At 47.4% G+C, this 19,452-nt stretch carries 17 protein-coding genes; 16 read left to right on the top strand and 1 reads right to left on the bottom strand.

The genetic code is table 11. The annotated features are described in order from the left end of the window. Positions 1–58 precede the first annotated feature (58 nt). The 13 genes from rpiA to guaB all read left to right on the top strand — a co-directional run bounded on the left by rpiA (position 59) and on the right by guaB (position 14,491). The gene (gene rpiA / locus FC96_RS09530) at positions 59–739 is read left to right on the top strand and encodes a ribose-5-phosphate isomerase RpiA (RefSeq protein WP_056942836.1); all 681 of its coding nucleotides are present in this window, start codon (positions 59–61) and stop codon (positions 737–739) included. Between the two features lie 1,905 nt (positions 740–2,644). Next, complete coding sequence (locus FC96_RS09525) at positions 2,645–3,448, top strand: alkaline phosphatase family protein (protein WP_056942835.1); 804 nt, start codon at positions 2,645–2,647, stop codon at positions 3,446–3,448. Positions 3,449–3,503: 55 nt separating this feature from the next. Then, positions 3,504–4,769 carry a NupC/NupG family nucleoside CNT transporter gene (locus FC96_RS09520; RefSeq protein ID WP_056942867.1) on the top strand — a complete coding sequence of 422 codons (1,266 nt, stop codon included), beginning with the start codon at positions 3,504–3,506 and terminating at the stop codon, positions 4,767–4,769. A 406-nt stretch (positions 4,770–5,175) separates the two neighbouring features. Continuing rightward, the gene (locus FC96_RS09515; RefSeq protein WP_056942834.1) at positions 5,176–6,477 is read left to right on the top strand and encodes an NCS2 family permease; all 1,302 of its coding nucleotides are present in this window, start codon (positions 5,176–5,178) and stop codon (positions 6,475–6,477) included. A 76-nt stretch (positions 6,478–6,553) separates the two neighbouring features. Then, entirely contained in the window at positions 6,554–7,468 is a 915-nt protein-coding gene (rihC, locus tag FC96_RS09510; protein WP_056942833.1) for a ribonucleoside hydrolase RihC, read from the top strand. Positions 7,469–7,696: 228 nt separating this feature from the next. Then, positions 7,697–8,428, top strand: coding sequence for a 16S rRNA (guanine(527)-N(7))-methyltransferase RsmG (gene rsmG / locus FC96_RS09505; protein WP_056942832.1), 732 nt, complete (start codon positions 7,697–7,699; stop codon positions 8,426–8,428). A 20-nt stretch (positions 8,429–8,448) separates the two neighbouring features. Further along, positions 8,449–9,279, top strand: coding sequence for a nucleoid occlusion protein (gene noc / locus FC96_RS09500; protein WP_056942831.1), 831 nt, complete (start codon positions 8,449–8,451; stop codon positions 9,277–9,279). Between the two features lie 9 nt (positions 9,280–9,288). Then, positions 9,289–10,056 (top strand): ParA family protein, encoded by a 768-nt coding sequence (locus tag FC96_RS09495; RefSeq protein WP_056942830.1) that lies wholly within the window; start codon positions 9,289–9,291, stop codon positions 10,054–10,056. Then, positions 10,046–10,930: a ParB/RepB/Spo0J family partition protein gene (locus FC96_RS09490; RefSeq protein ID WP_056942829.1), complete on the top strand. Its 885-nt coding sequence runs from the start codon at positions 10,046–10,048 to the stop codon at positions 10,928–10,930. Before FC96_RS09495 ends, FC96_RS09490 begins: the two co-directional genes overlap by 11 nt. A gap of 22 nt (positions 10,931–10,952) precedes the next feature. Then, positions 10,953–11,144 (top strand): DUF951 domain-containing protein, encoded by a 192-nt coding sequence (locus FC96_RS09485; protein WP_056942828.1) that lies wholly within the window; start codon positions 10,953–10,955, stop codon positions 11,142–11,144. Between the two features lie 24 nt (positions 11,145–11,168). Beyond that, positions 11,169–12,269 carry a redox-regulated ATPase YchF gene (gene ychF / locus FC96_RS09480; protein WP_056942827.1) on the top strand — a complete coding sequence of 367 codons (1,101 nt, stop codon included), beginning with the start codon at positions 11,169–11,171 and terminating at the stop codon, positions 12,267–12,269. 126 nt (positions 12,270–12,395) lie between these two features. Continuing rightward, entirely contained in the window at positions 12,396–13,151 is a 756-nt protein-coding gene (locus FC96_RS09475) for a DUF1129 family protein (protein ID WP_056942826.1), read from the top strand. 200 nt (positions 13,152–13,351) lie between these two features. Beyond that, entirely contained in the window at positions 13,352–14,491 is a 1,140-nt protein-coding gene (gene guaB, locus FC96_RS09470) for an IMP dehydrogenase (protein WP_056942825.1), read from the top strand. 99 nt (positions 14,492–14,590) lie between these two features. On the opposite strand, the gene FC96_RS09465 is transcribed toward guaB, so the two are convergent. Further along, on the bottom strand, positions 14,591–15,913 hold the full coding sequence (locus FC96_RS09465; protein ID WP_056942824.1) for an MFS transporter: 1,323 nt from the start codon (positions 15,911–15,913) through the stop codon (positions 14,591–14,593). Between the two features lie 233 nt (positions 15,914–16,146). On the opposite strand from FC96_RS09465, the gene croR reads away from it, so the two are divergent. Genes croR through FC96_RS09450 form a run of 3 tightly spaced genes read left to right on the top strand, consistent with a single transcriptional unit; the run spans position 16,147 to position 19,353 of the window. Further along, positions 16,147–16,836, top strand: coding sequence for a response regulator transcription factor CroR (gene croR, locus FC96_RS09460; RefSeq protein WP_054661012.1), 690 nt, complete (start codon positions 16,147–16,149; stop codon positions 16,834–16,836). A gap of 20 nt (positions 16,837–16,856) precedes the next feature. After that, entirely contained in the window at positions 16,857–18,056 is a 1,200-nt protein-coding gene (locus FC96_RS09455; protein ID WP_056942823.1) for a sensor histidine kinase, read from the top strand. Continuing rightward, a complete protein-coding gene (locus FC96_RS09450) occupies positions 18,031–19,353 on the top strand; it encodes a D-alanyl-D-alanine carboxypeptidase family protein (protein WP_056942822.1) in 1,323 nt (440 codons plus the stop codon). Before FC96_RS09455 ends, FC96_RS09450 begins: the two co-directional genes overlap by 26 nt. The last annotated feature ends 99 nt before the right edge of the window (positions 19,354–19,452 follow it).

Genomic DNA, 19,452 nt, shown 5'->3' with positions numbered 1-19,452 from the left:
ATTAACAATGGAAATGAAATTTATCAAAACGATTTACTAACTTTGCTGGGAGGCTCACATGAAATCACAAGATGAGTTAAAAAAAGAAGCTGGCTATCGCGCGGCTGACTTGGTTGAAGACGGCATGACCGTTGGGCTCGGAACGGGGAGTACCGTTCGTTACTTACTTGACGCCCTTGGCGAACGAATCAAAAAGGATGGCGTGCACTTTATTGGTGTGCCGACGTCTAAGCGGACTGCCGATTACGGCCGCGAGCTCGGAATGGAAATCAAATCATTGGACGATGTCGATCAAATCGACATTACCATTGATGGTGCGGACGAAGTGGACCCTGACCTAAACGGGATTAAGGGTGGTGGCGGTGCCCAAACCTGGGAAAAGTTAGTTGCAACGAATTCGAAGACCTGTGCTTGGATTGTTGATGAAAGTAAGGTTGTGGATCAACTAGGCAAGTTCCCACTACCTGTCGAGGTGCTCGCATACGGCCACAAACAACTGGTTAAGCGGATGGCTGATCTGGGCTATCGTCCAGAAGTTCGGTTGGTTGATGGCCAACCATTCGAAACAGATGAAGGTAACATTATTATTGACTTGCATTTAGACCAGATTGACGACCCATACGCATTAGCAGACAAGCTTAGCAACATGACCGGCGTTGTTGAGCATGGGTTGTTCCTCGATATGACCCAGACAGTGGTCATTGGTGGGCAAGATGGCACGAAACTAATGAACAAGTAGTCTATTTTCCTAGCTTTTTTTTAAAAAAATTTCTGATTGATCAAAAAAATTTGATTACAGAAATTTTTTTGTTTGAAAAAAGAGGGGTTAAATACACAACTTGCCTCAGTCTGTGAACGTTGATATACTGGGCTTATTAGGGAGATTGGCCAAATCAGTGGCATGGCGAAAAAATTGTGAAATTTAGTAAAATAATTGATGTAAAATTTGTTAATAACATTGGCTCGATTTTTGCATATTATCTCAGTTGAGAAGCGTCAAAGTACCCATCAGATTTTTGGCTTAAAAAGCGTGCCCGCCGAATGAGGGGGATAAAAATAAAAAAAATCGTGGTAAAAAATACCCGTTTTTACAGCCGTTTATTAGTTTTTGATGAAAAAAATTAGCGATTTTCTGGCCGGGTCTGGGGATGTTCCAAGAAATGTGACAGCTGATTGAAAGTGTATATTTGACGTAAAGTATGCATAAAAATAATTTTATTTAGTGAACATGTTGTTTATATTTGTATAAAGCTGAAGAACGAAGCAAACAAAGGACAAAAAACTGGTAATGTATTATTTGTTTTTCGGGAGCATTTTGTTATAATGAATTTGCGGATGGCGATGAACCAAACCGCGTCAAGTCATGACAGAAGAATAGTCGAATCTCAGAGAATACTCCGACGGTGGATTCACCCAGTTCACCCCTAGAATACTATCCAAAAGCATTGTATTTTCTCCCAAGGAGTACCTCAAATTAGGTTCGTTTATTCAGTCAATTGGAAGCCAGGCTGCCCCCCAGCAGTCTGGCTTCTTTCTTGTTTTACGGGCGTTTTAGCCGGTCGAAAAAAATTTTTGAATTTTAGCGGCTTTTTTGTTGTAACCGGTTACATGATATGGTATATTAAGGACGTGGAAGAGATGGGATTCAAACCCAGCGTTTCAATGAAGTAGCACCACTAAGATTATGATTTACACCCGTTTTGTAGATCCTTATTGGTACAACGAATTTAGAAACAAAGTGTTTGTTCTCAAGCTTAAAAAGCGTCATGTGTGATTCAAAGCACCACCGGATTTCTAACGAACACTAGCCCCTAAGTTTTTGTAACACCAAACAATTGAATAGCTTGTTTCAGCTTAGCGTTTCTGCTCAAAACGTGCGAATGCCTTAGATTTAGCAGCATCATCTTAGGAGTTACAAAGGGTTCGAATGTCATGTAGGCTGGGTTTATGCGATGACTCTAAGAAAAGTCTTTGGAGCGTAAAGAGTCGAAGTGATGAGATTCAGGTTGAAGTTCCAGTTTTAGAAAGTATCAGACTTACTGATTTGGTTAGCGGTGAATCGAAACGACGATCAGTACGATTACAGTGTTCACGGCAGCTGACTGAAAATGAAGATAATATGAGGCGATAGATTATTAAGTGTATGTTTACGAAACGGGTTCACGGGTTTAATCGCCGCGTCTCTTCCAAAGTGTCATAGGACTCAGGGATTGTAGCTTAACCACATCCCTTGAGTCCTATGTTTTTGTCTTGGGAACTTTGAACGCGTCACAAACGACTGATGACGTTTCAGTTTCCGGCTATTGTTGGTAACAAGTGTTTATTGCGAGAAGATTTTCTCAACTACACGAGACGGCAATCTCCTCCGAGGCGTATAATGAAGTTCCTTGGCAGGGGCAGAAGGCTAATAGTCTTCTCTTAAAGGATTTACCGTTGAAATCAACAGTGAGTCCTTTTTTTATCCTTGGTAGTGAAATTATGTTCACTTATAAATGAAATTTATATCATTTCCACGTCTCACTAGGGGTTGACGGAATTCTCGTTTTGACACTTATTTACACCGTTTTGGAAAAACGGTATCATAAACGACGAGGTCTTTCGTAGGTAGAAAGGCTTAGTTAAAAACGGAGGCGGATGACCAACTATGCCAGACCATATTGTGATCGTAGACCTGTTTGCTACTGGATTTGGCGAGGCGCCTGAGGCGAATCGTTACGATTCAGTCGGCGCAGATGGCCTAGGTCATACGGCTTCATCGGTACCTGAGTTTAGCGTGCCCACAATGCAACGTTGGGGACTAGGCAACGTCCGATTTAACCACCCCATTGCCGGAATAGAGCCGGTGGATTCAGCGTTAGGTTACTTTGGCCGCGTTCACGTCGAAACGACCAATTGGAACCAAGACACTGGGTTTGCGGAGCTCTGGCAGGGGGATGCTGATCGGACGTTACACCAGGTAAGTCAGTTTGCTTCGGTGCAACTTATCAGTGCAATGCCCGTTGATCGGATATCGTTTCCCGTTTTACTTGTGGATGACGACCGTGCCGGATTTGAGATGGTGCGAAGCGCTGATCAGAACGTGCAATACTTACGTCTTGGCTCGGGGTTAACCCATTCGCTAAGAGGCGACGTTGGCGGTTTTGCCACGTGGCTTGAGTGGGTGGATCACGAACTTGCAACGTTAAGTGAACAATTATCACCCGATGACTGGTTGATTGTGACATCATCCGTTGCAACCGATCCCACCCTTGGCCGTTTTACAAGAGAGTACGTGCCATTATTAATCGAGGTTAAAGGTCAGGGGACTGGTCAAGCACTCGGGATTCGCCGAACGTTAGCTGATGTTTCGGCTAGTATCATGGCCACCGTCACACCGTTGGTTCCAGCAATGGGCCACCCGTTTTTAACTGAGTTAGGGCTGGTTGATCATCACATGGATGGCGACTAGCGACTTTCAAATGCGTTTGTCTCAAAAACTAGAAAGAGGGTTTAATTGGATGTCGATGTACTTGCTCGTCAACATTTTAGGGATTATCGTTTATCTCGCAATCGCACTTCTATTCTCAAAGAAGAAGCGGGAAATCAACTGGAAATCCACTGGGATTGTGTTGGTTTTGAACCTTGTTATTGCATGGATCTTGACTAGCTTTTCTTGGGGCCGTGATGCAGTGCAAGCTGCTGCTGATGGTTTCAACTGGTTAGTTCAAGTGGCTTATACGGGGATCAACTTTGCATTGCCTAACTGGGTAACACCTGAGTTTGGCGGAACTGCCAAATCCATGAACTTCGTTACGAGTTCACTGTTACCAATTCTGTTGATTGTGCCATTGTTTGATATTTTGACCTACATTGGCTTCCTGCCATGGGTTATCAAATGGATTGGCCGTGGATTATCAGCAATCACGGGTCAACCAAAGTTCGAATCATTCTTCTCCGTTGAAATGATGTTTCTTGGTAACACGGAAGCGTTGGCCGTTTCACGGTTACAGATTCAATCAATGCGGGCAGAACGTAACGTTACGATTGCTCTGATGTCCATGTCATGTATTACGGCCTCCATCGTGGGTGCTTACACCCAAATGGTGCCAGGGAACTACGTCTTGACAGCGATTCCATTGAACATTTTAAACGCTATTATTATCACCAATATTTTGAACCCCGTTTCAGTTTCTAAAGAAGAAGATACCATCGCTAAGATGGGTGGCTCTACCGATAACGGTGCCGCTGAGGCTGATGGCCTTGAAGAGAATGGTAAAAAAGAACCATTCTTCTCATTCTTGGGTGATTCCATCTTGGGTGCGGGGCGTTTGATCTTGATTATTGCCGCTAACGTTATCGCATTCGTTGCCTTGGCAGCGTTGATTGATAAGGTTTTGGGCCTCTTCAACCCATGGCTATCACTAGAACACATTCTTGGGATTATCATGTTCCCATTTGCATGGTTAATGGGTCTGGATGTCGATCATGCCTTCCAGTTTGCCCAATATATGGGGACTAAGTTGGTCACAAACGAATTCGTTGTGATGGGTAAAATTGCCCCAACGATTCACGATGTTGCCAAGTACGGTGCTCACTATCAAGCCCAATTGACGGTCTTCTTAACGTCATTTGCTAACTTCAGTACGACTGGTATGATTATCGGGGCCTTCAAGGGCTTAGCCAACAAAGAATCAAACAACTTGATTTCAAAAAATGTTGGTTACATGCTATTGTCAGGGATCTTGGTTTCATTAATGTCTGCCGGGATCGTGGGTCTGTTCGTGTGGTAGAAAAAGTGGTGCGTGCGTCTGCGCGCTCACTTTACCGGGTGATTTGATGCTCGGTCGGCCACGTTAACATGGCACCTCATTATCTAAAGAATTTAACACCGCCTTAAATGGCACCTGACAACCCAGATCGCTTTGATCTGGGTTGTTTAGACGGGTGACCGAAAGTCGGAGGAAGACTCGGGTGGTTTAACCGCCTTGGTGTACTCTAAACGTGCTCCCCAAGGCAAACCGCTACTGTGGAAGCGAAAAACTCACAAAATCCAAACCCGGATTTTCCGAGTTTCCCGCTTCCACTCCGCGGTTTAACCGCCTTGGCTCACACTCTGACCTGAAACCCAACCAGCTGCTCTCGCCCCTGCTGGTTGCAATGCCCACCTCATTCCGTCGCGAGTTGGAAGGTTTTATCATGAATCAATTGGATCAAAAAAATAAATTGTCTCTGGCTCAAGTTTGGTCTCGTAAAGATCTTTTACGAAACGAAATTGTGGCTGGTTTGACCAGCTTTTTTGCTATTTCTTACATCATCATCGTTAACCCCCTAATTCTTAAAGACGCAGGTATTCCTAGCGACTTGAGTGTTTTTGCGACCATTTTCAGTTCCGTTATCGGTTGCTTCATTATGGGGTTCTATGCCAATGCACCTGTCGTTTTGACGCCTGGAATGGGGGTTAATGCCTTTTTCACCTACACGATTGTTGTGGGGATGGGGCTGTCTTGGCAGACGGCCATTGCGATTTCAATTATCGCCAGTGGGATCTATGCCGTTATTGCTCACACCAGGCTCAGCACCGTGTTGGCGACCGAAATTCCGAACTCGCTAAAAAGCGGCATCACGGCCGGCATTGGGATGTTCTTGGTTGAGATTGGCCTTCAAAAGGCCGGTCTGATTGTTGCTGGAAAGTCTTCGTTGATTGAACTTGGTCATTTAACGGCTCCCGGGCCCCTTCTGGCACTGTTTGGTCTCGTCTTGACCCTGGTGCTTTATATTCGTAACGTTAATGGTGGATTTTTGATTGGAATCATTGCAACCAGTGTCATTGGTGTCCTGCTAAAAATAAAGGACAGCGATAGTGTCACGGTTTCTTTGTTACGGCTGGTTGATTACCCGAAAATTATGTTTAAAGGCGATTTTTCACAGCTCATCAGTGTCCCGTTTATCCTGGCAACCTTTTCAATGACGATGATTTTAGTGTTTGAGTCGATGGGGCTTTTGCAGGGAATTTTGCCGGATAATCGGAAATTTAAAAAGTCGTTTCGGGCGAGTTCGATTTCGACCTTTATCTCCGGTTTCTTGGGCACAAGTCCGACCGTGGCTGCGGCCGAAAGCGCGTCGGGAATTGAATCTGGTGGCCGGACGGGCGTCATGGCGATCACGGCTGGGGTCATGTTTACGTTGTCGCTATTTTTTGTGCCACTTTTGAGTTACGTTCCTCAAGCCGCGATTGCCCCCGTTATCATTATTACGGGCGCTATCATGATGGAAGCTATCGGCAACATTGATATGCACGATTTTGCGGCCTGGTTCCCAGCGTTTTTGATTATTGTGTTGATTCCGCTGACCAACAGCATTTCGACGGGGTTAGCCTTTGGCTTTGTTTGTTACCCGATTTTGCGAGTGGCCTCCGGTGACGGTCGCAATTTACACCCCGCAATGTACGTATTGGGTGGTCTCTTTTTAGCTGATTTAGTGCTCAGCGCTATATTGTAATTGTGAATCCGTTTCCAATTTTGGCTAAATCAGGTATGATAAGAGATGAACAAATCTTTGTTTGGAGGAACTATCAATGACCACTAAGATAATTATGGACACAGACCCAGGAATTGACGACGCCGCGGCAATTACGATGGCGATTAACGACCCAAAGCTTGACTTGAAGTTAATCACAACGGTGGCGGGGAATGTGACAGTCGATAAAACGACGAAAAACGCTTTAAAGCTCGTTCGTTTCTTTAACTCGGATATTCCGGTTGCAGCTGGGGCGAAACAACCCTTAATCAAACCATTTGAAGACGCCGCTCGGATTCACGGCGAATCGGGGATGCCCGGCTACGTCTTCCCAGAAGACTTACCAACGCCGCTTGAAAAAAATGCGGTTGAGGCTTTACGAGATGAAATTATGGCCAGTGATGAAAAAATCACTTTGATACCGACTGGCTCGTACACTAACATTGCGTTGTTGTTCGCCCAGTACCCCGAAGTAAAGGACCATATTGAACGCATTGTTGCGATGGGTGGGACGCTTGGCAAAGGCAATATGACCTCTGCTGCTGAATTTAATGTCTTTACCGATCCTCACGCGGCTAAAATGATGTATCACTCAGGGGTTCCAATCGTGATGGTGGGTCTCGACATTACCATGAAGGCCTTGTTAACGCATGATAGCATCGAAACGTTACCAACGTTAAACGAGACCGGCAAGATGCTTCACGATATCATCATTAACGATGGTGATAATTCAGATAAGGGCATCGCCATGCACGACGTTAACACCATTTTCTACCTGCTTCATCCGGAAGCCATCACCACTGAAAAGATGTGGGTGGACGTTCAAACTGAAGGTCCGGCCATGGGCGAAACAGTCGGTGATATCCGCGGTGCTTACCACAATGGTAAGACGAACACGGCAGTTTGTGTGGACATTGATGCTGACGCTTTTAACAAGTGGTTTATTGAAGAAGTCAAAGCAATTCAAAATTAACCATCGAAAGCCGTCCAATTGGACGGCTTTTTTGATTGGGACGCATCCTCAGGAACCCGTTTCACATGGACCAATAATCTAGTATAATAACAGATAGACGGCACAGAAACTGAGATGCCCGTGATCGAATCTCGAATGGCTTATTCTATTGCGTAAGCTAGGCATTTAGGGTAAAGTAGAACGGTACGTGAAACATGAGTGTTTCACAGATTTTGATGGGAGAATCACATGAACGAAGGACAATTTATTTCGGCACTTGAAGCGCACGGTATCACATTAAATGAGCATCAACTCAAGCAATTTGATCAATACTTTGAATTGTTGGTGGAGACGAATAAGCACTTGAACTTAACCACGATTACCGAACGCGGGGACGTTTATTTAAAGCACTTTTTCGACTCAATCACACCGGCGTTTTTTGTGCCAGCTTTACAGCACGATGCGCTTACGCTGTGCGATGTCGGTGCGGGGGCGGGGTTCCCGTCAATTCCACTGAAGATTGTCTTTCCGCAACTTAAGGTCGCGATTGTGGATTCCTTAAATAAACGCATTAAGTTTTTAGAGACGCTGATTGCCAAACTGGGCTTAACAGACGTTTCGGTTCACCACGCGCGAGCTGAAGAGTTTGGTGGCAAACGTTCAGCATACCGGGAAGCCTTTGACGTTGTGACGGCCCGGGCGGTCGCTCGCATGAGCGTTTTGAGTGAGCTCTGCCTGCCACTAGTCAAGGTTGGCGGGCAATTTGTGGCGCTCAAAGCGGCCCAGGCTGAAAGTGATCTCGAACAGGGCCAAAAGGCCATTAAATTGTTAGGGGGCCACGTGACGTTAGACTCAGCTCTAACGTTGCCGGAATCCGGCGATCCACGACACATTGTGGTCATTGAAAAAAAACTAGCAACGCCGAAGCGTTATCCGCGCAAAGCGGGGACACCTAATAAGGAACCGCTCGGCGAAAGTTAGGTCATGGAGGGAAGATTTGCATGGCATTTTCATTATTCGGTAATAACAAAGAGCAAAAAGAGGACGCGATGCCGGTTAAGCAAAACGTTGTCATGGTTCCCGTATCAGCGATTATGCCTAACCGCTTCCAACCGCGGCAGGTATTTGATGAACGCCGGATTACGGAATTAGCGGAGACCATCAAGGAACACGGTTTGCTCCAACCCATTGTGTTACGGGAATACGAACCAGAACACTACGAGATTATTGCGGGTGAACGGCGGTTCCGCGCTGTTAATGAACTCAAGTGGGACACGGTGCCAGCCATCATTCAAAAGTTGAGTGATGACGAGACGGCGTCGCTAGCCCTGATTGAAAACCTCCAGCGTGAAGGGCTGTCTCCCATTGAAGAAGCGCAGGCTTACCAAGCTTTGATGAAGTTAAACCAGCTGACCCAAGCCCAACTTGCGGGCGAGGTGGGGAAGAGCCAGTCCTTTATTGCCAATAAGTTACGTTTACTGAAGCTGAGCCAGCCCGTTCAAGACGCGATGATGGCGCATGAAATTTCCGAACGCCATGGTCGAGCACTCTTAGCCGTGACGGATAAACAACAGGCCAAATTATTGAAACGGATTATGAGTGATCATTTGACGGTCAAGGATGCGGAACGGCTGATTCAGCGAATGAAGGTCAAGACCAAAAAGAAACCGACGACTCGGTCGGTGTCTGGGGACACCCGAGTCGCTGTCAACACGATTCGCCAATCGATTAAGATGGTGACAGATGCGGGATTACCGATTGAAGCGGAAGAGCAAAATGAATCGGACCGGTACCGAATCATCATCGACATTATGAAAAAAGAAAAGGAGTGACGACAACCAATGGCTATCATCATTGCGCTAGCAAACCAAAAAGGTGGCGTTGGCAAAACCACCACCGGTGTTAATTTGGGCGCCGGTTTAGCGAGCCTGAACAACCACGTATTAATCGTTGATATTGATGCGCAAGGAAATGCCACAAGTGGCGTTGGGGTGCAGAAATCGGCCATTGATAAGGACATTTATGATGTTTTAGTCAATGAAGAGCCCATTAAAAACGTCGTGATTCACACCCAACATGCTGGGTTGGACATCGCTCCTGCTACGATCCAACTGTCTGGTGCTGAGGTTGAGTTAACCTCACAAATTGCTCGAGAGACCCGTCTTCAAGAAGCTTTAAAGGCGGTTCGCGACGATTACGATTACATTTTAATTGACTGTCCGCCATCGTTGGGATTACTGACCATTAACGCTTTTACGGCTTGCGATTCCATCCTGATTCCGGTGCAGAGTGAATACTACGCATTGGAAGGATTAAGCCAGCTGTTGAACACGATTCAACTCGTTCGCAAACACTTCAATCCAGACCTCAGAATTGAAGGGGTATTGTTGACGATGTATGATGCTAGAACCAACCTCGGCCGTCAGGTTAATGAGGAAGTCAAAAAGTATTTCAAAGAAAAGGTCTACAACACCATTATTCCGCGAAATGTCCGACTGTCCGAAGCCCCAAGCCACGGGCTTCCAATCATTGATTATGACCCGAAGTCGACCGGTGCAAAAGTATATACGGACCTAGCAAAGGAAGTGGCAGCAGCTCATGGCAAGTAATAACAATAAAGGGCTAGGGCGCGGGATTGAAGCGCTCTTTTCCGACAATAGCGTCGATCCAGAAAAAGAGACCGTTGTTGATTTGAAGCTTGGCCAAATCCGACCAAACCCTTATCAACCACGCCAAAAATTTGACCAAGCCGCGCTGAAGGACCTTGCGAAGTCCATCAAAAAATCCGGGGTCTTCCAGCCCATCATCGTTCGGCAACCTGATCCCGAAGTTGCGCGGTATGAGATATTAGCCGGTGAACGTCGGTTCCGGGCGTCTAAAATGATTGAAAACGAAACGATTCCAGCCATTGTTCGAGAAGTGACTGAGAGTCAAATGATGGAAATCGCGGTTTTGGAAAACCTGCAACGGGAGGATTTGACCCCGTTGGAAGAAGCAGAAGCCTACGACATGTTGATGAGTAACTTGAATCTGACTCAGGCTCAGGTGTCGTCACGACTAGGTAAAAGCCGGCCCTACATCGCAAACTATTTGCGGTTGTTAGGGTTACCCAAGCAGGTGAAGGACTTACTACAAAAGAAAAAACTCTCGATGGGTCAGGCCCGGACGTTACTGTCATTAAAGGACCGTTCCAAGATCGTCAGTGTCGCTAATCGGGCAGCGGATGGTCAGATGACCGTTCGGGCGCTAGAAGACGTGGTCAACAAGTTGAATGGGCAAGCCAAGGCTAAGCCAACTCGCCAATCAACCAAGGCCAAGTCACCGTACCTGCGTGCCAGCGAAAACGTATTACAAGATAAGTTTGGCACCAGCGTTTCCATTAATGAATCAAAGAAGCCGGGTTACGGCAAGATTGAGATTGAATACTTGTCGGAGGACGACTTGAACCGGATATTGGAATTGCTGGACGTTCATTTGGATTAGTTCGTTAGAAAGGGTGGTTCGAATGTACGATTTACACGATATGGTAGAAATGAAAAAGGCACATCCGTGTGGAACAAACCGGTGGGAAATCATTCGCATGGGTGCCGACATCAAAATTAAGTGCACGGGGTGCGGTCACATTGTGATGATGAGCCGTCGCGACTTTGAAAAGCGCCTTAAAAAAGTCCTCGAGCATGCAAGTGAAGCAGAATAATTAAAGGAAGAGTGAGAGTGAATCATGGCATTAACTGCAGGAATCGTTGGGTTGCCAAACGTTGGTAAGTCGACTTTATTTAACGCAATCACCAAAGCGGGAGCGGAAATGGCGAACTATCCGTTTGCGACGATCGACCCAAACGTTGGGATGGTTGAAGTGCCAGACAAACGCTTAGATCGCATTCAAGAACTGATCCCAGCCAAGAAAGTGGTACCGACCACGTTTGAATTTACGGATATTGCCGGCATCGTTAAAGGGGCCAGCAAGGGTGAGGGTCTTGGTAACAAGTTCCTGGAAAATATTCGCCAAGTTGACGCCATCGTGCACGTTGTCCGAGCATTTGATGACGATAACATTACCCACGTTTCTGGTAAGGTTGATCCCGTGGATGATATCGAAACCATCAACCTCGAGCTTGGACTAGCTGACTTGGAAGCCGTTGATAAGCGGTTGGCCAAGGTTCAACGGGCTGCCAAGGGGAACGATAAGGAAGCCAAAGCTGAATTAGCGGTACTCGAAAAGATCAAGCCGGTGTTGGAGGCTGGTAAAAGCGTTCGAACCATCGAGTTTAATGAGGATGAACAGCCAATCGTTAAGGGCTTATTCTTGCTCACGAGCAAGCCTGTCCTGTACGTGGCCAACATTGCTGAGGATGACATGGCTGATCCGGAAAGCTCGAAGTACTTCAAAACAATTGAAGACTATGCGGCCCAAGAAGGGGCTGAGGCCATTGCGGTTGCGGCGGAAGCCGAGGAAGAAATCGCGCAATTAGACGATGCTGAAAAGGCGGACTTTCTAGAAGCTGAAGGCGTGGAAGAACCCGGGTTGAACCGGTTGATTCGGGCCTCATACTCACTGTTAGGCTTACAAACGTTCTTCACGGCCGGTGGTAAGGAAACCAAAGCTTGGACGTTTAGAGCTGGCACCAAAGCTCCCCAAGCAGCTGGGATCATTCATTCCGATTTTGAGCGGGGCTTTATCCGCGCAGAAGTGATGTCGTTTGAAGACTTAGACCAGTATGAATCGGAAGCGGCTGTTAAAGAAGCCGGTAAGTTGCGCGTGGAAGGTAAAGATTACACCATGGCCGACGGGGATATCGTAGAGTTTAGATTTAACGTCTAAGAGTGTGACAGAACCGAGTTGCTTGCGACGAATTAGGTGCAAGCCGGGTTTTGAAACACGTATTAACTGTGGCACATCCGAGAAATAAAAGCTAAGCCCTAGCACCCCAGAAAGGAGCACCACCCCATGAGTGAAAATAAGACGCAACCTCGCAACGCTGGTCATCAACAGCGTAACGCTGGCGTTAAGCAAGACCGTAACTCAGCGGTCAAAGAAGAGCGGTCAGCGTTTGACAATATTGGTTTAACAAAGCGCAACGCCGATTATATGTTTCGATTTAACCAGGCGTTACAAAACGTCACTAAACTAGATACCGACAAGAAGACTGAAATCGTTCAGGGTATGGTTGATGAACTGATTGAAGGCCAGAAGTCAGGGATGACGGCTAAGAGTCAGTATGGCGATATTAAGACCCGCATCGACGGTTTGGTCAACGGTCCTAAGCGACCAGTTGGCGCGGACGATCCATTTTGGCCGAGTGCCCTATACAACGGCCTGACTTTCTTCATGTTCTTCGGCGTCATGTTTGGCATTATGTACTTCTTTGCAAAAGGCAACCAAACCGGCCAACAGGTCGGTATTGTGTCGGTCCTGTTTAGTGCCATCATTGCTGGGATTGCATTACCAATGATTCCACGGGCATTTGACACGAAACGGCAACACCGGTTTAACATCTGGATTCGGATTTTATTTGCCCTGATTTTTGTTGTGATTTGGCTGGGACTCTTCTATGGCATGGCTTACCTACCATGGTGGATGAACCCGATCATTCCGGCATGGCTCCAGATTGCGCTAGGCGTGATTGCCGGTGGCGCAGCTTACCTTGTCCGTCGCAAGTGGAAATTAACGCAAGGGTTCTTCAGCACCCAGCCACGGCGCTAAACCCGAACACTTTAACTCATAATTTCAGTAATAGTCCATTATCCAGCTGGGGTAATGGGCTTTTTGCGTGTTCTTAATTCGAATCAAACCGGTTTCACGAACTTTTTTACTAACAATTCAATGAGAGTTGTTGCGTTTTATGAGTGAGGCTGGTATATTACGAAACAATACAAAAATTAAATAAGGGAGCGCTATATTTCATGACAACTAATTGGGAAACAAAGTTCACAAAACAGGGTCTTACTTTTGATGATGTCTTGTTGATTCCGGCCGAAAGTCACGTATTACCGAACGATGTGGATTTGAAGGTGCAATTAGCTGATAATTTGAAATTAAACGTTCCATTTCTCAGTGCCAGCATGGACACGGTGACGGAGGCCAACATGGCCATTGCGATGGCGCAAAATGGTGGGTTGGGTGTCATTCATAAAAACATGGCAATTGAGGCGCAAGCTGCCGAGGTGACCAAGGTCAAAGCGGTGGCTGGCGATGCCGCCCACCCGCTTGCTGCGGTTGACACCCAAGGCCGTTTATTGACGGCTGCGGCGGTTGGGGTTACTTCTGATACGTTTGACCGAGCCCAAGCATTGTTAGATGCAGGTGTCGATGCCATCATTATTGATACGGCCCACGGTCACTCAGCCGGTGTGTTACGCAAGGTTGCCGAAATTCGGGAGACGTATCCTGACGCAACGTTGATTGCTGGTAACGTGGCGACGGGTGCCGGCACCCGGGCTCTGTTTGAAGCTGGGGTCGACGTCGTTAAGGTCGGTATTGGTCCCGGTTCAATCTGCACGACCCGCGTGGTTGCCGGGGTTGGCGTACCACAGTTGACGGCGATTTACGATGCGGCCGAAGTGGCCCAAGAATTTAAGAAACCGATTATCGCAGATGGTGGTATTAAGTACTCTGGCGATATTGTTAAAGCCTTGGCAGCCGGTGGTAACGCTGTGATGCTGGGCTCAATGCTATCTGGGACGGATGAAGCGCCGGGTGAAATCTTCGAAGAAGATGGCGAGAAGTTCAAGAGCTATCGTGGGATGGGATCGATTGCCGCCATGGAACATGGTTCGGCTGATCGTTACTTCCAAGGTGGTGTCAACGAAGCCAACAAGCTTGTTCCGGAAGGGATCGAAGCCCGTGTGGCCTATAAGGGCAGTGTGAGTGACATTTTGTTCCAAATGGTCGGTGGCCTCCGTTCTGGAATGGGTTATACAGGTTCCGCAACCGTGCAGGAGCTGATTGATAACGCTCAGTTTGTTCGGATTTCCAGCGCTGGGTTGGTTGAATCACATCCGCACGATGTCCAGTTAACGAAAGCGGCACCTAACTACAAATAAGCAAAACAAACAAAAGTGCTCGTGACGGTCGATGTGACCATTACGAGCACTTTTCAGTCATGATTAAAGTGGCGGTGAAAGAAACGCCACCGAATGGGCTTAACGCCGAAGCAGAACGCGATCCATGGCTGCTTCGTTGTAAAAGTGTAAGAGTGCCATCATCGCAGCGTAGATGACAAGTGGAATCCAGACGTAGTTAACGTTAATCATTGTCAGTGTTGCGGCGTTTTGAGCATGATTAGCGACATACCCTGAGAGGTCAAATAATCCGGCAGTTATCAGACCGCCGAGGCCAAGCCCTAGATTGACCCCCAGGTCACTTGCACTAGAGAAGACCCCTTCTGCTTGGACGCCAAACGTTGCCCCATAGCGAATTGTGTCGGCAATCATGATGGATATTAAGCCCACGACCATCCCTTGGCCGATGCCGTTGATCGCAATGGCCGTGAGGAGCAAGCCTAACTGGTGACCGTAGACGCCAATCGCTAGGACCACTTGACCTGTTATGGCAAGGCTCAGACCAATTTGCATGGTTTTCTTGTGGCCAAACCGGTTAGCGAGTGAAATGATGGCTAGCACGCCAATTAACGAAGTGAAAGTGAAGCTGTTGGCCCAAGCGACGAGGCCTTCGTTATTTAGACCATACTTGAAGTAGTAAATAGTCGTCTGGTTTTTAATGGCCGTGACCAGCCAAAATAAGATGATAATGGCGGTTAGCACCAACCATGGGTGGTTTTTTCGTGCCGCTTTAAAAATGGTGCGCAGCGGCTTATGGGCAAGCTCGGGTTGGCTAAATAGCTCGCGAATTTGAAAGAACGTGTTTAAGATCAAAAAAAGTGAGATCGCACCGAACAACAGGATGGTCAAAAAGAACCCCTTTGCTTGGTCTTGACCGCCAAAGAAGCTCACCAGTGGGAGGGTGAACACGGCCACGACTAGCTGAACGGAACTGCCGAAGAATTGGCGGATGACCCCGAGGAGCGTTAATTCTTTTGGGTTGTCCGACAGGGTGGGTAAGACTGACGTGACGGGCAGGTTGACCGTTGAATAAAAGAAGCCGAGGCCAAGGTAGGTGCCGTACGCCCAGAGAAGCTTGATATCGTAAGTTGCCGGTGGGATCACAAAAGTCAGGACCGCAAAAACAACGTAGGGCACGGCATACCACAGGAAAAACGGCCGTGATTTGCCGTAGCGGGAATGGGTTTTATCAATCATAATCCCGACTAGCGGGCTCTCAAGGGTATCTGCAATTCGGGCGACGATGAACATAAGGGCCACGTCAGCGGCTTTGAGACCGTAAACGTCTGTGTAGAAAAAGAGCAGGTACGTGGTCATGAGCTGGAAGACGAGGTTATCAGCCGCATCACTTAAGCCATAGCTGACTCGTTCGCGCCAAGAGGTATGCCAGGTTCCAATTTGCATCTATCGGGTCCTCCTTCAATTGATGATTTACAATATAATTGTACACTTTGAATTGTGGCGGTGAAAGTGATAATGTGTGGGGGACTTAAAAAGTGGCTGTTTAAGCTTTTCTTAATCCGCTTATGAGTTAATAAAACAAGGGGTGAAACCCTGTTGTTTGAGGCTGGTTTTGGTACAATAGAACCAATAACGCAGCGCGTTACCTGAACGAAACCGATAAAGGAGTCCATAACATGAAAATATTAGTCGTAGATGACGATACAGAAATTGCGAACTTATTAGAAATTTACATTAAAAACGAAGGCTACGAACCAGTGGCTGCCTACAACGGAAAAGAAGCCCTAACGAAGCTGCATACCATGCCAGATATTGGTTTGATGGTCCTCGACATCATGATGCCCGAAATGAACGGGATCGAAGTCATCAAGGAAGTGCGGAAAGACTCCCAGATTCCCATCTTGATCCTATCAGCAAAAGCCGATGATATGGACAAAATTCAGGGACTTATCAGTGGCGCCGACGATTACGTGACGAAGCCGTTTAACTCACTTGAAATTATGGCGCGGATCAAATCATTACTACGCCGGTCTCAAAACCAAGTGACGGAAGACGAACCGGATATTTTAGACATTGGCTCATTAACCATCAATAAAGACTCACACGAAGTTAAGACCCTGAACGATCAAGAAGTCAACTTGACGGCGCTGGAATTTGGCATTTTATACTTATTGGCAAGCCATCCAAACCGGGTCTTTTCGGCTGACGAAATTTTTGAGCGCGTTTGGCGCCAAGAATCCATTGTGTCCGCTAAAACGGTGATGGTTCATGTCAGTCACTTGCGGGATAAAATCGAAGAGGCCACCGGCGGTGAAAAAGTGATTCAAACCGTCTGGGGTGTTGGTTACAAAATTGAGTCACACTAATTTGGAATCGGGGATTGTATTTGAAACTTACAGGCCGGGAAAAAAGTGCCCTTATTATGGAGGGAATTGTCACGGTGATTATTTTGCTGCTGCTGAATCTCTCCGTGATAGTCATTTTAAATGAAATGATCCAGACTAATCCGGGACTTCAAGATGGTATCTTTATCATCAAACGGTCGATTGTGATTGGTCCGGCACGCTATCAGCTCTGGAGCTGGGAGAACGTCTTTATCGGCGCTATGCTGATTGCAGACGGAATCGTGGTTTACTGGCGCTTGATTCGTCGGTACCGGCAGATGCAGCTGCGCCACATTATTGATGAACTGCACTACATCGCCAACGGTCATTACGATCACCGGATTCCGTTTAAGATCAAGGGCGACACGCAGCGGGTGATTGAGTCCGTCAATGCCTTGGTCGATTCAGTCATTGAGTCGATTCAAGAAGAGCGCCGGATCGAAAAATCAAAGGATGAGTTGATCACCAACGTCAGCCATGACTTGAGGACGCCACTCACCTCCATCATTGGTTACCTGGGGTTGATTGAAAACCGCCAGTACCATTCTGAGGAGGAAATATTAAAATACACGAATACGGCGTACAATAAGGCCATTCAAATGAAGTCCCTGGTTGACGATTTGTTTGTGTACACCAAAATGCGCCAAGCAGATACGCCATTGTCAATTGCACAACTGGACCTTGGCCAGATGTTGGAGCAGTTGGCGGCTAGTTTTGAACTGGAAGCCAACGAGCAGGGCATGACACTGCACGTTGACACGCCGGACCAGCCAATCCGAATTCAAGCGGATGCGGAAAAGTTAGGTCGGGTCTTCAATAATCTTATTACGAACGCCTTGAAATACGGTGATGGTGGGCATAATATTTATTTACGGGTTAAGCAAGTTAATGCAAATGAAGTGGCTGCCAGCGTTGAAAACGACGGTGCTGAAATTCCTCAGCAGTCGCTTGATCAAGTGTTTGAACGGTTTTATCGGGTCGAAGGGTCGCGCTCGAAAGCGACGGGCGGTACCGGGCTAGGATTAGCCATCGCCCAAAGTATTGTGCAGTTACACGGCGGGTACATCTACGTGACTTCGGCGCCTTCAATGACCCGCTTCATCATTCACTTGCCAATCCAGCACGGGCAAAAGTTACAAGCCCAAATTCCCGACACTCTTGGAGGAACACTCACCGATGATGAAACAACTGAAACTCATTAAGCAACTTAAAAGCGGGAGCCAAAAGGCGCTCGCTTGTTTTGCTGTCCTGATGACTGCGGTCTTTGTGGGGACTGCTCACCCGGCAAACGCCGCGGCAAAGCCTGGACTAGCGGTCCGATCAGCCATCGCCATTGATGCTGATTCGGGGCAGATTCTTTACCAGAAACAGGCCAAAAAGGCACTACCGATTGCGTCGGTGACGAAGTTATTATCAACCTATATCGTGTTAGAGCAGATTAAATCAGGCAAGTTGACGTGGCAAACGCCGGTCAAAATTGACAGTGCGACGGCCAAATTAAGTCACAAGTCGATTCTAACTAACGTGCCCTTGACGGCTGGTCATAAGTATTCAGTCCGTCAGCTCTATAACGCCACGTTGATTTATTCCGCAAACGCTGCGGTGACGGCGCTAGGGACTAAAATCGCGGGTAGTCCGCAAAAGTTTTTAACCAAAATGCGTGAAACGGCGCTCAAATTAGGCTTAACCTCAGCCAAAATTGCGACTGCCTCAGGGATTACGAATGGTCAAGCTGGTCGCCAGTTGGGCGATCCCAAGGTGGACGCTAAAGTTGAAAATAAAATGTCAGCCATTGATGTCGCTAAGCTGGCCAAGCGGTTAATCGCGGATTTTCCGGCGGTTCTGCAAACGACCGGTCGTCGTGCGGCCTGGTTTGATAAGGGCGGCAGCAGCCAAACAGCGATGATAAACTGGAATTTGATGTTAAAGGGTGGTAGCCAAGCAACGGCGAACCTCCCCGTTGACGGCCTTAAAACCGGGACGTCAACGGCGGCCGGTGGGAACTTTGTGGGGACTGTGAACAAGCAAGGCCACCGACTGATTACCGTGGTGATGCACGCCGGTAACGGCAACGGTGGTGATGCCACCCGGTTTGTTCAAACTCGGCGGTTAATGAACTGGGTTTATGCCACCTATCGACCAGTTAAGCTGGCGACCGGGGCGGCAGTGGCTGGTGCGGATAGTGTCAAGGCCTTCTATGGTAGGGCCAAAACCGCTGACATCGCCCTTGCTCAACCCACGACGTTGTGGCTGAAAAAGACCCAGTCAAAGTCAACCATCTCCGGTCAGTTGCAGTTGGCTAAAAGCGCGACTGAAAAGGACGGCTTGAAAACCCCCATTAAGAAGGGCGCTGATGTTGGGCGCATTTCGCTGAAGCTCGATGGTCAAAAGGTGGCCAGTGTTGATGGCTCAACGATGGCGCCGGCAAAGGTTAGCCAGACCGATGACCGGGCAAACTGGTTCGTCCGGGTATGGCGGGATTTTCTTGCGCTGTTTTGACACTGATATGGTGTATGAAAATGATTTGAAACATGGTAGAATAAACAATGTTGTGAAGAATTAGTAGTCAGGCTACATATCGGCCAGCCCAAAGATTGC

The sequence above is a fragment of the Secundilactobacillus kimchicus JCM 15530 genome (assembly GCF_001433995.1).
Taxonomy (GTDB): domain Bacteria; phylum Bacillota; class Bacilli; order Lactobacillales; family Lactobacillaceae; genus Secundilactobacillus; species Secundilactobacillus kimchicus.
This window is presented reverse-complemented; position numbering and strand designations above follow the sequence as displayed.

Coding starts and splice junctions, on each gene's coding strand:
- rpiA (WP_056942836.1), top strand. CDS start 59: ATGAAATCACAAGATGAGTTAAAAAAAGAAGCTGGCTATCGCGCGGCT.
- FC96_RS09525 (WP_056942835.1), top strand. CDS start 2,645: ATGCCAGACCATATTGTGATCGTAGACCTGTTTGCTACTGGATTTGGC.
- FC96_RS09520 (WP_056942867.1), top strand. CDS start 3,504: ATGTACTTGCTCGTCAACATTTTAGGGATTATCGTTTATCTCGCAATC.
- FC96_RS09515 (WP_056942834.1), top strand. CDS start 5,176: ATGAATCAATTGGATCAAAAAAATAAATTGTCTCTGGCTCAAGTTTGG.
- rihC (WP_056942833.1), top strand. CDS start 6,554: ATGACCACTAAGATAATTATGGACACAGACCCAGGAATTGACGACGCC.
- rsmG (WP_056942832.1), top strand. CDS start 7,697: ATGAACGAAGGACAATTTATTTCGGCACTTGAAGCGCACGGTATCACA.
- noc (WP_056942831.1), top strand. CDS start 8,449: ATGGCATTTTCATTATTCGGTAATAACAAAGAGCAAAAAGAGGACGCG.
- FC96_RS09495 (WP_056942830.1), top strand. CDS start 9,289: ATGGCTATCATCATTGCGCTAGCAAACCAAAAAGGTGGCGTTGGCAAA.
- FC96_RS09490 (WP_056942829.1), top strand. CDS start 10,046: ATGGCAAGTAATAACAATAAAGGGCTAGGGCGCGGGATTGAAGCGCTC.
- FC96_RS09485 (WP_056942828.1), top strand. CDS start 10,953: ATGTACGATTTACACGATATGGTAGAAATGAAAAAGGCACATCCGTGT.
- ychF (WP_056942827.1), top strand. CDS start 11,169: ATGGCATTAACTGCAGGAATCGTTGGGTTGCCAAACGTTGGTAAGTCG.
- FC96_RS09475 (WP_056942826.1), top strand. CDS start 12,396: ATGAGTGAAAATAAGACGCAACCTCGCAACGCTGGTCATCAACAGCGT.
- guaB (WP_056942825.1), top strand. CDS start 13,352: ATGACAACTAATTGGGAAACAAAGTTCACAAAACAGGGTCTTACTTTT.
- FC96_RS09465 (WP_056942824.1), bottom strand. CDS start 15,913: ATGCAAATTGGAACCTGGCATACCTCTTGGCGCGAACGAGTCAGCTAT.
- croR (WP_054661012.1), top strand. CDS start 16,147: ATGAAAATATTAGTCGTAGATGACGATACAGAAATTGCGAACTTATTA.
- FC96_RS09450 (WP_056942822.1), top strand. CDS start 18,031: ATGATGAAACAACTGAAACTCATTAAGCAACTTAAAAGCGGGAGCCAA.